The organism is Bradyrhizobium sp. Unk1, from assembly GCF_059512345.1.
This window is the reverse complement of record NZ_JCAMOP010000003.1, coordinates 120,651-133,326: the sequence shown is the minus strand read 5'-3', so window position 1 is coordinate 133,326 and position 12,676 is coordinate 120,651. Positions and strand designations below refer to the sequence as shown.

Annotated in this window: 10 protein-coding genes and 1 pseudogene; 5 read left to right on the top strand and 6 right to left on the bottom strand. The window is 64.7% G+C overall.

All coding sequences use genetic code 11. The annotated features are described in order from the left end of the window. The first annotated feature begins 70 nt into the window (after positions 1-70). The 3 genes from rsmG (at position 71) to AC5ZFO_RS04800 (ending at position 2,693) form a co-directional block, all read left to right on the top strand. Entirely contained in the window at positions 71-751 is a 681-nt protein-coding gene (gene rsmG, locus AC5ZFO_RS04810) for a 16S rRNA (guanine(527)-N(7))-methyltransferase RsmG (RefSeq protein WP_404979812.1), read from the top strand. A 30-nt stretch (positions 752-781) separates the two neighbouring features. Continuing rightward, positions 782-1,666: a ParA family protein gene (locus tag AC5ZFO_RS04805; protein ID WP_282521751.1), complete on the top strand. Its 885-nt coding sequence runs from the start codon at positions 782-784 to the stop codon at positions 1,664-1,666. Between the two features lie 139 nt (positions 1,667-1,805). Next, entirely contained in the window at positions 1,806-2,693 is an 888-nt protein-coding gene (locus AC5ZFO_RS04800; protein WP_028150177.1) for a ParB/RepB/Spo0J family partition protein, read from the top strand. Positions 2,694-2,974: 281 nt separating this feature from the next. Here the strand turns inward: AC5ZFO_RS04800 and holA are convergent, their stop codons facing one another. From holA to leuS, 3 genes are all read right to left on the bottom strand, one after another. Continuing rightward, positions 2,975-4,003: a DNA polymerase III subunit delta gene (gene holA, locus AC5ZFO_RS04795; RefSeq protein WP_071908756.1), complete on the bottom strand. Its 1,029-nt coding sequence runs from the start codon at positions 4,001-4,003 to the stop codon at positions 2,975-2,977. 110 nt (positions 4,004-4,113) lie between these two features. Continuing rightward, positions 4,114-4,665, bottom strand: a complete 552-nt coding sequence (gene lptE / locus AC5ZFO_RS04790; protein WP_282521752.1) for an LPS assembly lipoprotein LptE — start codon at positions 4,663-4,665, stop codon at positions 4,114-4,116. Next, a complete protein-coding gene (gene leuS / locus AC5ZFO_RS04785; RefSeq protein WP_496121546.1) occupies positions 4,652-7,276 on the bottom strand; it encodes a leucine--tRNA ligase in 2,625 nt (874 codons plus the stop codon). Before leuS ends, lptE begins: the two co-directional genes overlap by 14 nt. A gap of 190 nt (positions 7,277-7,466) precedes the next feature. Between leuS and AC5ZFO_RS04780 the strand changes: the two genes are divergently transcribed. Next, the gene (locus tag AC5ZFO_RS04780) at positions 7,467-8,513 is read left to right on the top strand and encodes a GGDEF domain-containing protein (protein ID WP_282521754.1); all 1,047 of its coding nucleotides are present in this window, start codon (positions 7,467-7,469) and stop codon (positions 8,511-8,513) included. Here AC5ZFO_RS04780 and AC5ZFO_RS04775 read toward each other — a convergent pair. Continuing rightward, entirely contained in the window at positions 8,510-10,213 is a 1,704-nt protein-coding gene (locus AC5ZFO_RS04775; RefSeq protein WP_282521755.1) for a diguanylate cyclase domain-containing protein, read from the bottom strand. The genes AC5ZFO_RS04780 and AC5ZFO_RS04775 overlap by 4 nt on opposite strands. A 109-nt stretch (positions 10,214-10,322) precedes the next feature. On the opposite strand from AC5ZFO_RS04775, the gene AC5ZFO_RS04770 reads away from it, so the two are divergent. Next, entirely contained in the window at positions 10,323-11,012 is a 690-nt protein-coding gene (locus AC5ZFO_RS04770) for a YggS family pyridoxal phosphate-dependent enzyme (protein ID WP_282521756.1), read from the top strand. A 141-nt stretch (positions 11,013-11,153) separates the two neighbouring features. Here AC5ZFO_RS04770 and AC5ZFO_RS04765 read toward each other — a convergent pair. Both AC5ZFO_RS04765 and AC5ZFO_RS04760 read right to left on the bottom strand, forming a co-directional pair. After that, a pseudogene (locus AC5ZFO_RS04765) lies at positions 11,154-11,939 on the bottom strand (2-keto-4-pentenoate hydratase). Positions 11,940-11,945: 6 nt separating this feature from the next. After that, positions 11,946-12,515, bottom strand: coding sequence for a L,D-transpeptidase family protein (locus AC5ZFO_RS04760; RefSeq protein ID WP_282521758.1), 570 nt, complete (start codon positions 12,513-12,515; stop codon positions 11,946-11,948). Positions 12,516-12,676: the final 161 nt, after the last annotated feature.

Here is a 12,676-nt window from a genome sequence, read left to right as displayed (position 1 = left end):
GGGCGGCAGATCGTCATCAGGGAAACCATCGGCGGGCGAGGGCGCGAGTCGCCGATCCGAGCCGACGCCGATCAAGCCGAAGATCGATAAGGCCAGCGCCAACGATCGGTCGCTGGACGCGATCATCGCTGCGGACAAGCTCGCGGCGCTCAGGCTCGCCCCCGTTTCACGTGAAACCGAGGAACGGCTCGATCGCTATATCGCGCTGCTCCGCGAATGGCAGGCCAAGACCAATCTGGTCGCGCCCTCGACCCTGCCGCAGCTCTGGACCCGGCACATCGCCGACTCGCTCCAGCTCGTCGATCTCGCCCCTTCGGCCAAACGCTGGGCCGACCTCGGCAGCGGCGGCGGCTTTCCCGGAATCGTCCTTGCCTGTGCCATGGCCGGGACGCCGGGCGCGAGCGTCCACCTCGTCGAGCGAATCGCCAAGAAGGCCGCCTTTTTGCGCGAAGCGGTCCGCGTCACCACATCTCCGGGGGTCGTACATCTCGCTGAGATCGGGGATAATGTGGATAGAATCACCGGCCCCGTCGATTGCGTCACCGCGCGTGCGCTGGCTCCGCTACATCAACTCATCGGCTTTGCGGAGCCGCTGATGCGCGAGGGTGCAAAGGCGTTATTTCCGAAGGGTCAAGATGTAGAGGCTGAATTGACCGAAGCCGCTAAGTATTGGAATATCCGACCGCAGCTTCACCAAAGCCGTACCGGCGACGGTTGGATCGTCGAGCTGACGTCGGTCGAGCGGCGCTAAGGCGTTCAGGGGTCGAGTGGGGAATTTGCGATGAGCGTGATTGACGAACCGCAGCAAGAACAGACCGTCGAAGAACAGGCCACCCAAGAACAGGCTGCTGAGGTCCCGCAGGGCCACCCGCGCATTCTCGCGCTGGCGAATCAGAAGGGCGGCGTGGGAAAAACAACCACAGCGATCAATCTTGGCACGGCACTCGCTGCGATCGGCGAGCGCGTCCTGATCGTCGATCTCGATCCGCAGGGCAACGCCTCGACCGGCCTCGGCATCGACCGCCGCAATCGCTCCTGCTCGACCTATGACGTGCTGATCGGTGAAGCCCCTCTGCGTGAAGCCTTAGTGTCGACCGCGGTGCCGCGGCTGCACATCGCACCCTCGACCATGGACCTCTCCGGCCTCGAGCTCGAGCTCGGCACCACGCCCGGCCGCGCCTTCAAGCTGCGCGACGCCATCGGCGCGCTCAACAACAATGTCTCGCCGGACGCCGATTACACCTATGTGCTGATCGACTGCCCGCCGTCGCTCAACCTGCTCACGGTGAACGCGATGGCGGCCTCCGATGCGATCCTGGTGCCGCTCCAGTGCGAGTTCTTCGCGCTCGAAGGTCTGTCGCAATTGCTCCAGACGGTGGAGCAGGTGCGCTCGACGCTCAATCCGAACCTGTCGATCCACGGCATCGTGCTGACCATGTTCGACTCGCGCAACAACCTCTCGAACCAGGTCGTCGCCGACGTCCGTCAGTTCATGGGCGAGAAGGTCTACAAGACCATGATCCCGCGCAACGTGCGCATCTCGGAAGCGCCGTCTTACGGCAAGCCGGTCCTGGTCTACGATCTCAAATGCGTCGGCAGCGAAGCGTATCTGCGGCTCGCCACCGAAGTGATCCAGCGCGAGCGCGAGCTGCGCACCACGCATTGACACTGCCGTAGGGTGGGCAAAGGCGTCTTCGCCGTGCCACCATCTTCCGCGCAAACTGGTGGGCACGCTTCGCTTTGCCCACCCTACGATTCGAAATTCAGTTCTGGAGTGTTGCACCGTGAATCCAAGGGAGCTGGCGATGGCCGACGAAGCGCGTTCGCGACTGGGTCGGGGTCTTGCGAGTCTGATCGGTGATGTCGGCGGCGAGGCTCAGCATGTCGATCGTCCGCGCGCGCAGCGCAAGGTGCCGATCGAATTCATCAAGCCCAATCCGCGCAACCCGCGCCGCGCCTTTTCGGAAACGGAGCTCAAGGAGCTCTCGGATTCGATCAGGCAGCACGGCGTGATCCAGCCGATCGTCGTGCGTCCGGTGAAGGGCGCGCAGGATCGCTTCGAGATCATCGCCGGCGAACGGCGCTGGCGCGCATCGCAAATGGCCGGCCTGCATGAAGTGCCGATCGTCCCGGTCGACATCAGCGACAGCGATGCGCTGGAGTTCGCGATCGTCGAGAACGTGCAGCGCGAAGACCTCAACCCGATGGAAGAGGCACTGGGCTATCACGCGCTCGCCAACGAGTTCAAACGCAGCCAGGACGACATCGCAAAGGTCGTGGGCAAGAGCCGCAGCCATATCGCCAACATGATGCGGCTGACGAAACTGCCGGCCGAAGTGCAGGCCTTGATCACGAGCGGCGAGCTGACCGCCGGCCACGCCCGCGCGCTGATCGGCGTGCCCGATCCGCTCGCATCAGCCAGGCGCATTGTCGCGGAAGGCCTCAACGTCCGCCAGGCCGAGGCGCTCGCGCATGAAGAGGGTGTGCCGGAGCGCAAGCCGCAGAAGGCGCGCAGCACCGGGGGCAAGGAAAAAGACCCCGACACGATCGATCTCGAAAAGCGCGTCAGCGATGCGCTCGGCCTCAAGGTCACGGTCAATCACCGCGACCCCGGCGGCTCCGTCCAGATCAACTACCGCAACCTCGATCAGCTCGACGAGGTGATGAAGCGGCTTGCGAAGGGCGCGCTGTAGACGTCATTCACAGTCTGTCTCCCTCACCCTGAGGAGCCGCGAAGCGGCGTCTCGAAGGGCGAGGGCCCGGGCCTTCATCCTTCGAGACGCGCGCAAGGCGCGCTCCTCAGGATGAGGAATTATCACCGTCATTGCGGCGCGCAACTCTCTCCACACGTCATTGCAAGCGAAGCAATCCAGGATCTTTCCGCGGAGGGACTCTGGATTGCTTCGTCGCTTGCGCTCCTCGCAATGACGAGGGGAGAGGGACTCGCTCGCAATGACGGGGAGAGAGCGGTGCCTCAGCCGCGCCGCTTCGCATTCGCGGCGATGGCCATCAGCGTGCGCTGGGCGATGGCGGCGGCTAGCGTCGATTGCTTGCGGGTGTCGAGCGCTGCGGTCGCGAGCTGCTCGATGATTGCGGCGAGCCGCGCCACGCTGAAATTGCGCAGCGCCGTTTCCACCGCGGGCTTTCGCGAAAAATGCAGGCGCGGATAGCCGCCCTCGAGCACGGCGGAGGCAGGCTGGCCGTCGGCGATCGCGAGCGCAGATTTGTGCAGCCACGCGGCCTGGCGCTGCGCGGCGGAGATGATCACGCCGGGATAGGTGCCGGCGATCATAGCCTTTGCAAATTCGGTCTCGACGATGTCGGGCCGGCCGGCGAAGGCGCCGTCGACGATGGGATCGAGTTTCAGCTCGGACGCATCGGCAACGACGGACATCACGTCATCCAGCGTGATCTCGCCTTTGCCATGGGCATAGAGCGTCAGCTTGCGCAGCTCATTGCGCGAGGCCTGGCGGTCGCCGCCGAGGAATGACATCAGCGCCGCGCGGGCATCCTGCGCGATGCGCAAATTGGCGATGCGGAGCTCGTCGTCCATCAGCTTGGCAAGGTCGCGCTCGGTGTCGGGATAGCAGCCGATCGCCACGGCCGTCTTGGCGCGCTCGCAGGCTTTGCGCAGCGGCGATTCCGGGCGCAGCTCGCCGGCCTCGATCACGATGCGGCAATCCTTCACGCCCATCTCCGCCAGCGTATCGATACCGCTGGCAAAGCTGCGCGAGCCGGCACGGACACGGATGGCGCGGCGGCCGCCGAACAACGGCACCGTCATGGCTTCATCGACGAGCCGCGACGGCTCGGCGGAGAGTTCGTCGCCGTCGAGCTTGACCAGCGAGAAGGGATCGTTGGGGTCGTCGACGGCTGAGGCAATCAGTGCATCGGCGCGCTCGCGCACGAGGCCGGCATCGGGACCGTAGAGCAGGATGATCGGTCGGCCCCCGTCGGGACGGGCGAGGAAGGCGTCGATCTCTTTTCCGCGCAGCGCGACCATCGGGCCCAATTGTCATTCCGGCGGGCGCGAAGCGCGAACCCGGAAATCTCGATCAATAATCTCTGGATTCCGGATCCGCCCTGCGGGCGCTCCGGAATGACGGGGATGACTTAAGTGCCGGCGATGAAGAACGAGGCGAGGCGAGTGTTGATGTTCTCGGCGATCTCGTTGGCGGCACGATCCTCGGCATCGCGCAGGGCCCGGTTGCGGGCAAAGCGCTGGTAGGAGCCGGGCATGTCATAGGACACGCGCGCGAACGTCGTGCCGGTCATGACCGACTTGCCGCTGACGACCTCGATCAAATTGTACTGGGCGTCGATGCCGTAGTTTTCACTGTTCGGCAGGCCGGTATTGGGATCGACGATCAGCGACGATTTGCTGCTCGCGAAGCGAATTTCCAGGCGATGGGTCGGCGGCATGCCCGTGGCCGTGCCGTAGAGCTTGAAGGCCAGGGCGTTGCGGACCTCGACGCCGACACGGGCCTCGCGGGAGGCATTGGCCTTGTTGATCGGCGGAAGGTCGACCCCCATCAGCTTCTCGCGCAGGCCCGGGGTGCCGTCGGTACGCTCGGCGTACATCGGCTGGAAGCAGCCAGCCGTCAGCGCCGCCAATGCGGCGACCGCCAGCAAGCGGGCTGCGATGCGGATCCTAGCCGACAACATTCACGATCCTCTTGGGGACGATGATCACCTTGCGGACGGGCTTGCCGTCCAGGGCCAGCTTTACCGCATCGAGGGCCAAAACGGCAGCCTCGATTTCCGGATTCTGGGCCGCTGTTGCAACTGTGACCTCACCCCGCTTCTTGCCATTGACCTGGACCACCAGGGTCACGCTGTCTTCAACCAGTAAATCGCGTTCGATTTGGGGCCAATCGGCTTCGGAAACCAGCCCGCTATGGCCCAGAACCTGCCAACACTCCTCGGCCAGATGCGGCATCATCGGGGAGAACAGCTGAACCAGGATCTGGCTGGCCTCCCGGACCGCCCAGGCGAGGTCAGGTGTGGGCTGGCCGGGGCGCTGGAGCACCTCCGAAAACGCATTGGCGAATTCGCGGATATGGGCGAGGCAGACATTGAAGTGCAGCCGCTCGATGCCGGTGGTGACCTTGTCCAGCGCGCCGTGGGCGGCCTTGCGCAAGGCGGTCGCATCCGGGCCGAACGAGCCCGGACGATCTGCCGGCGCGGCCTGGCCGAGCTCCACTGCATCGTTCACCAGCCGCCACAGCCGCTGCACGAAGCGCGAGGCACCCTGGACGCGCTCGTCGCTCCAGATCACGTCGCGGTCGGGCGGGGAGTCCGACAGCATGAACCAGCGGGCGACGTCGGCGCCGTAGGTCTCGATGATGTCGTCGGGGTCGACCGTGTTCTTCTTCGACTTCGACATCTTCTCGATCGGACCGATCTGGATGTCTTCGCCTGACGTCAGCAGCGTCGCGCGCCGGCCATTGCCGCCGACCTCGATCTTCACCTCGGCCGGCTGCACATAGGTGCCGTCGGCCTTCTGATAGGTCTCGTGCACCACCATGCCCTGCGTGAACATGCCGGCGAACGGCTCGTCCAGCGCGATGTGACCGGTCGCCTTCATCGCGCGGGTGAAGAAGCGGCTGTAGAGCAGATGCAGGATCGCGTGCTCGACGCCTCCGATATACTGGTCGACCGGCAGCATCCGGTTGGCGACAGCTGGCGTCGTCGGCGCGTTCTCGTTCCAGGGATCGGTGAACCGCGCAAAATACCAGGACGAATCCACGAAGGTGTCCATGGTGTCGGTTTCGCGGCTAGCCTTGCCACCGCATTTGGGGCAGGTGACGTGCTTCCAGGTCGGGTGATGGTCGAGCGCGTTGCCCGGTCTGTCGAAGGTCGCGTCATCAGGCAGCGTTACCGGCAGGTCGGCGTCCGGCACCGGCACCACATCGCACTTAGGACAATGGATGACCGGAATCGGGCAGCCCCAATAGCGCTGCCGTGAAATACCCCAGTCGCGCAGGCGGAAATTGACCTGACGCTCGCCAACCGGCGCATTGCCGCGCAGCTCGCCTTCCAGCCGCTTTGCGACCTCGTCCTTGGCTTGCTCGATGGTCATGCCGTCGAGGAAGCGCGAATTGATCATGCGGCCGTCACCGTCATAGGCGGTATCGGTGATGACGAATGTCTTCGGGTCCTGGCCCTCGGGGCACACCACCGGCGTGTTGCCGAGATTGTACTTGTTGACGAAGTCGAGGTCGCGCTGGTCGTGCGCGGGGCAGCCGAAGATCGCGCCCGTGCCGTATTCCATCAGCACGAAGTTCGCGACATAGACCGGCAGCTTCCAGCTCGGATCGAACGGGTGCACCGCGCGGATGCCGGTGTCAAAACCCTGCTTTTCCGCGGTGTCGATGATCTCCTGCGCGGTGCCGATCTTCTTGATGTCGGCGATGAACTGGGCAAGCCTCGGGTTCTTCGCGGCGGCTGCCTGAGCCAGCGGATGATCTGACGAGATCGCCATGAATTTGGCGCCAAACAGGGTGTCCGGGCGCGTCGTAAAGATCTTCAGCTCGCTCTCGCCGGCGCGCGTCGTCGCCTGATCCAGCGCGAAGCGGACCAGCAGGCCCTCGGAGCGGCCGATCCAGTTGCGCTGCATCAGCCGTACCTTGTCGGGCCAACGGTCGAGCCCATCCAGCGCCGACAGCAGCTCCTGCGAGTACTTCGTGATCTTGAAGACCCACTGGCTCATTTCCCGTTGTTCGACAACGGCACCCGAGCGCCAGCCGCGGCCGTCGATCACCTGCTCGTTGGCGAGCACGGTCATGTCGACCGGATCCCAGTTGAGCTTGCGCTTCTCACGCTCGGCGAGGCCGGCGGCGAGCATGTCCAAAAACATCTTCTGCTGATGCTTGTAGTAGCTGGGGTCGCAGGTCGCGAATTCGCGTGACCAGTCCAGCGACAGCCCGATCGAGCGGAGCTGCTTCTTCATCGCGGCGATGTTGTCGTAGGTCCATGCCTTCGGCGCGACCTTGCGCTCGATGGCGGCGTTCTCGGCCGGCAGGCCGAACGCGTCCCAGCCCATCGGGTGCAGGACGTTGAACCCCTTGGCGCGCATGAAGCGGGCCAGCACGTCGCCGAGCGTGTAGTTGCGGACATGGCCGATATGGATGCGCCCGGACGGGTAGGGGAACATCTCCAGCACGTAGTATTTCGGCCGCGAGTCGTCGTTCTTGGAGACGAAGATCGCCTGCTGGTCCCAGGCGGCTTGCCAGCGCGGTTCGGCATCGCGGGCGTTGTAGCGTTCGGAGGTCATGGAATCGTTGGGTTTTCGTGGATTCGGCCGTTTAAAGACGGCGGACTAGGCCATAGAAGTCCTTAGGGGGTCAATGGGTTGCCGCTGGCGGCGGCCCCGCAAGCCTGCTCCGCTAAAGTACGGACCACCCCATTGGGATCGGATTAAGGGGTCGGTGCGAGGTTGGCCGCCGACAGCACCCCGCCAGGCGATGGAATCAGGCTTCGACGATCTCGATTACGACTATGCCGCGTCCGTCGCCGGACGGGCGGTGCGGAGCATGGCCGAACAGGGGATTCCGCCGACGCCGACCAATTTTGCCGTCTGGTTCCACTATTTCGCAGGCAGCCACGACGACCTGCGCAATGCGATCGATCTCCTGATCGACCACAACCGTCCCTTCGACGCCAGGACCAACCAGGATCTGTTCGAGACCTATGTCGCGCCCCGGGCGGGCGCCGTCGCCTCCGAGACGTCCGATCGGCTGCATGCCCTCATGGGGGCGGCGAAAGAGTTTCTGGCGACGGCCATGGCCGACAATCGTTACCAGATGCAGGCGATCAGCGAGGTCGCTGATCGGGGCAGGGCCGGCGTCGATCCGAAGGCGCTGGTCGCCCAGCTCATGAATGAGCTGGCGCGGGCCGCTACGAGGGCGACGCGGCTCGAGGCCGGCTTTGCCGAAAAGACCCGCGAGCTCGACGTGATCCGCGACTCGCTCTCCAAGTCCGAAGAGCGCGCCCGGACCGATACGCTGACGGGGCTGGCAAACCGGCGGGCGCTCGATGAATTCCTGCGCAAGGCGCAGACGACCGCGGATTGGGGCGAGCCGCTCGGCGTGCTGATGCTCGACATCGACCACTTCAAGACCTTCAACGACAATTTCGGCCATGGCGTCGGCGACCAGGTGCTGCGCCTGATGGCAAAGGTGCTGCGCGAAAAGGTTCGCGAGCAGGATCTGTCGGCCCGCTATGGCGGCGAGGAGCTGATCGCGGTGCTGCCGGATGCCGATCTCGCCACTTGCGCCGACATCGCCGAGCGCATCAGGCGCGCGATCGCCGAATGCACGATCACGCGCCGCTCGACCGGCGAGACCCTGCCCAACATCAGCGTGTCGATCGGCGTGGCGCAGTACCGCACCGGCGAGGCGATCACCGATCTCATCGAGCGCTGCGACCGCGCGCTCTATCTCGCCAAGGGCGGCGGCCGTAATCGTGTGGTGACGGAGGTCGAACTCGATCGCGCTACGGCTGCGGGCTAGGCGCTCGCCGCCAGCATCATGTCGGCCGCGCCGTTCTCGATCACCTGGATGCCGTGTTCCATGACATTGTTGCGGCCGCGGTGCTTTGCGGCGTAGAGCGCGGCGTCGGCGGCTTCGATGAGATCGCCGGGGCGCAGCGTCTCGTTCGGCTTCGTTGCGGCAACGCCGATCGAGACGGTGACGATCATGTGGGCGGAGGTGATGTGCGGCAGGCACAGCTTCAGCACGGCCGCGCGCACCTGCTCGCCGATCTCGACGGCGCGATTCACATCGGTGTTCGGCAGCAGCAGGCAGAACTCCTCGCCACCATAGCGGGCCGCAAAGCCCATCGTGTCGGCGGCGATGCCGGACAAGGATTCGCCGAGCCGGGTCAGGCAGGAATCGCCTTCGAGATGGCCATAGGTGTCGTTGAACAGCTTGAAGTGATCGACGTCGATCATCAGCAGAGCAAGCTCGCTGCCATATTGCTGCGCGCGCATCCATTCGAAGTCGAGCCGGCTCTGGAAGCCGCGGCGATTGGCCAGCCCCGACAGCATGTCGATCGAGGCCATCACGGTCAGGCGGTCGTTGCTCGCGATCAGCTCGCGCTCGCGCTGGCTGAGCTGCGCGGCCATCGCGTTGAAGGCGCGGGCCAGCGGCACGAACTCGGCCGGCAGCCGGTTGCGCGCGGCGCGGGCCGAGAGGTCGCCCTCGCCGAGGCGCTTGGCCATGTCGGCCAGCATCTCGATCGGCTTGATCACGAGCTTCTCGGCGGCGATCAGCGCGCCTAGCAGGACGAACAGGACGACGAACGCGAGCTGGAGATAGGCGGTGCGGATGTCGCGGCTGACCGCCGCGGACACCTTGTCCTCGTCGATGCTGGCAATCAGGCGGGCATTGGTGCCGGCGATGCGGATATAGCTCACCGCGCGGCGGGAGCCGTCGGCGGCGAGGAAAGACAGTGAGCCCTCGTCCTGGTCCGACCGCAACGCCTTGTCGGCGATCGCCGACATCAGCGGCATGTTGTCGAGCGGACGGCCGATCGCGCTGTGCTGGTCGGCCGGCGCGGCGAGCACGGTGCCGGCGCTGTCGACCAGCACGGCGGTGATGCCGGCACGGCCGCCGAGATTGCTCATGACCTTCGACATCCAGTCGAGGTTCACGGTGGCGAGCACGACGGCATCCGCCACACCGCTGAAGGCCGACACCGGATAAACCGCCATCACAGTCGGCGACAGCACGGGCCGCGACAGGATGAAGTCGCTCAGCACGAAGCGGCCGGTTTCCTGCGCCTGCTGGAAGTAAGGCCGGTCGCTGAGGTCGAGGCCGACATACATGTTGTTGGTGGCGCACTGGATGCGTCCGTCCTGGCCGGCGATCAACAGCGTGCGGATCCAGGGAAGGTTCGACGGCAGGCTCGCGCGCAGCACGTCGCAGCTCTTGCTGATGCCGCCGGCGGAGGCGCGGATGAAGGCTTCAGATTTCAGGATGGTTTCGACCGACGAGATCACTTCACGCTGCGCATCGGCACTGTGTCTTGCAATGGTGGTGAATTCGGTCGCGGCCTGCGCGATCTGCCGCGCGCGCGTGTCCTCGAGCGAACGGATGCGCTCGAACATCAAAGGCGTCACCAGAATCACCGCGAGCAACGCAAGCCGTGCCCGGATTCCGAGAACCTGCTTGAGTTTCACTCGTTTGCGGTTGAAACTGACGTTTGCCATCTTCGCTGCCCACCCCATCGGCCAAGGTAAAGCGAAGGGTTCAAAAACTCTTTCTTGAACTCGGTAAAATTAGAACTAGCTCCGCAACAATCCAGTCCGAACCGACGTCATGACCGAAACCAACGCCGCGCCGGTAACCGGCCATTCACCAAACGCGCTCGCCGCGGTCGAAGCCGAAATTGTCCGCGCCTGCAAGGAAGCGCGGCGCGATCGCGCCTCGGTGACGCTGATCGCGGTGTCCAAGACGTTCGCCGCGGATGCAATTATCCCGGTCATCGACGCCGGACAGCGCGTATTCGGCGAAAATCGGGTGCAGGAGGCCAAAGGCAAGTGGCCCGCGTTAACGTCCGCTTATTCCGGCATCGCGCTGCATCTGATCGGGCCGCTTCAGTCCAACAAGGCGAAGGAGGCGGTAGCGCTGTTCGATGCCATCCATTCGGTCGACCGCCCGAGCATTTGCCAGGCGTTAGCCAAGGAAATCGAATCCCAGAACAGGCACCCGGAACTGTTCGTCCAGATCAACATCGGCGAGGAGCCGCAGAAGGCCGGCATCGCTCCCGGCGAGGCCGATGCCTTCATCGCGAGCTGCCGCGACAGCTACGGGCTGACGATCTCCGGGTTGATGTGCATCCCGCCGGTCGACGAGCCGCCGGCGGCGCATTTCGCGCTGACCGCCAAGATCGCGGAGCGCAATGGATTGAAGAAGCTCTCGATGGGCATGAGCGCGGATTTCGCCACCGCGATCATGCTCGGCGCCACCCATGTGCGCGTCGGGAGCGCGATCTTCGGGCATCGGTAAGAGTCGTCATCGACGGCCGCGCCCAGCAACGGCGTTCGAATTCGTCATTGCGAGCGCAGCGAAGCAATCCAGAGTCTTTCCGCGGTGACAGTCTGGATTGCTTCGCTGCGCTCGCAATGACGGCGGTGTGTGAGGCCGCCTCTACGCAAACCCCACCGACACCTTCCCCAGCACACCAAAGTCCACCGCGAAATGATCGCCGGCCTGGATCGGCAGCGGCGGATGGCACGTGCCTGTCGTCACCACCTCCCCTGCCCGCAAGGTGATGCCGAGCCCACGCAGCTCGTTGGCAAGCTAGGCCAGGGCAACACGGGGATCGCCGAGCACGTTCTTGCCGTGGCCGAGATAGCGCTGGCCGCGCAGGGTGATCTGCGGCCGCTCCTCGACGAGATCCATGGCGCGCCAGTTCGCAGTCGTCGTGGCGCCCAGCACGAACAGATGCGCGCAGGCATTGTCGGCGATGAGCTGCGCCTCGCCGGCGCTGGCGAAATCGCCAAAGCGCGAGTCGGGAATCTCGATCGCGGGATGCAAGGTGTCGACGGCGGCGAGCACGTCGTCGACACTGTACGGCGTCGCGCGCGGCGGCAGATCGCGGCCCATGCGAAAGGCGAACTCAGGCTCGCCGACGCGCATCTCGTTGCCCTTCATCGACGCCGTGCCGCCGTCGGCGATCACGGTGTCGCTCATGATGCGGCCGGCCAGCGGTCCCGCGACGTTGATGTGCTTCTGTCCGGCCTCGCTTGTGGCCGCGATCTTCCAACCGAACAGTTTTCCAAGCGATTGGCTTTCGAGGACGGCCTGGATGGCATAGCCATCGGCGCGGCTCTGCGGCCGCAACCGCGGCTCCAGCGCGTCAAACTTGGTGCAGTCGCGCCAATGTTTGACCAGGGCCTGCGATGCGGCGGCGATCTGATCCTTGTCGAGCATGTGCCCTCACCCGATGATGATTCTTGTTCTTGGTCCCAGTCGCCGCAGCAATTGCAGCATCGCCGCTTTGGTCATCGAGACGCAGCCCGCGGTCGGCCCGAAATTGTCGCGCGCCAGATGCAAAAACACCGCGCTGCCGCGGCCGGCGATGCGCGGTCTGGTGTTGTGGTCGATTTCGATGATGAAGTCATAGAGATGGTCGGTCCGCTTGAGACGGTCACCGCCCTGCTCCGGTCCGAGCCGGATCGCCTGATTGTAGTGGCGATCTCCGGCGTCCTCGCACCAGGCGTCCGTGTCACCGATGGTCCGGGCCGGAAGAAAGGTCCGCGGACGGCTGTGGCGGTCGCCCCGCCACCATAATTGCCTGGGACGGAAGCTGCCCCTGGGGGTGCCGCCATCGCCCTCGCGCTTGTTTGCCAGGATTCCGCCCCGCCCCAGCGCCACCGGGATCGTCAGCCCGCCGGCCGTCAGCCAGCCCCGGCGCGGATTCCCGGCGGCAGGTTTAACGCGGATCGCCTGAACCGGTCCGGAGCTTCGATTCCTTGGGTAACTAACTGAAGCTGCTTTGTTTTTCATGTGAACGTGCGATGTCGAATTCATTACAGGACATTCATCAAAACGGCCTGAGATTTTGAGTTAGAGTGGTTCTGGCTTGTGAATCGGTAACAGCCCACTACTTCAACACGAACAACAATAATAACGGCGACCCCCCTAACTTTCCCTCGCGGCTGGGTGCA

Bases quoted from the DNA above. Each gene is read 5' to 3' on its own strand.
- AC5ZFO_RS04760 (WP_282521758.1), bottom strand. From the start codon at position 12,515: ATGAAAAACAAAGCAGCTTCAGTTAGTTACCCAAGGAATCGAAGCTCC.
- AC5ZFO_RS04775 (WP_282521755.1), bottom strand. From the start codon at position 10,213: ATGGCAAACGTCAGTTTCAACCGCAAACGAGTGAAACTCAAGCAGGTT.
- lptE (WP_282521752.1), bottom strand. From the start codon at position 4,665: ATGTTGTCGGCTAGGATCCGCATCGCAGCCCGCTTGCTGGCGGTCGCC.
- AC5ZFO_RS04780 (WP_282521754.1), top strand. From the start codon at position 7,467: ATGGAATCAGGCTTCGACGATCTCGATTACGACTATGCCGCGTCCGTC.
- AC5ZFO_RS04805 (WP_282521751.1), top strand. From the start codon at position 782: ATGAGCGTGATTGACGAACCGCAGCAAGAACAGACCGTCGAAGAACAG.
- AC5ZFO_RS04770 (WP_282521756.1), top strand. From the start codon at position 10,323: ATGACCGAAACCAACGCCGCGCCGGTAACCGGCCATTCACCAAACGCG.
- holA (WP_071908756.1), bottom strand. From the start codon at position 4,003: ATGGTCGCGCTGCGCGGAAAAGAGATCGACGCCTTCCTCGCCCGTCCC.
- AC5ZFO_RS04800 (WP_028150177.1), top strand. From the start codon at position 1,806: ATGGCCGACGAAGCGCGTTCGCGACTGGGTCGGGGTCTTGCGAGTCTG.
- leuS (WP_496121546.1), bottom strand. From the start codon at position 7,276: ATGACCTCCGAACGCTACAACGCCCGCGATGCCGAACCGCGCTGGCAA.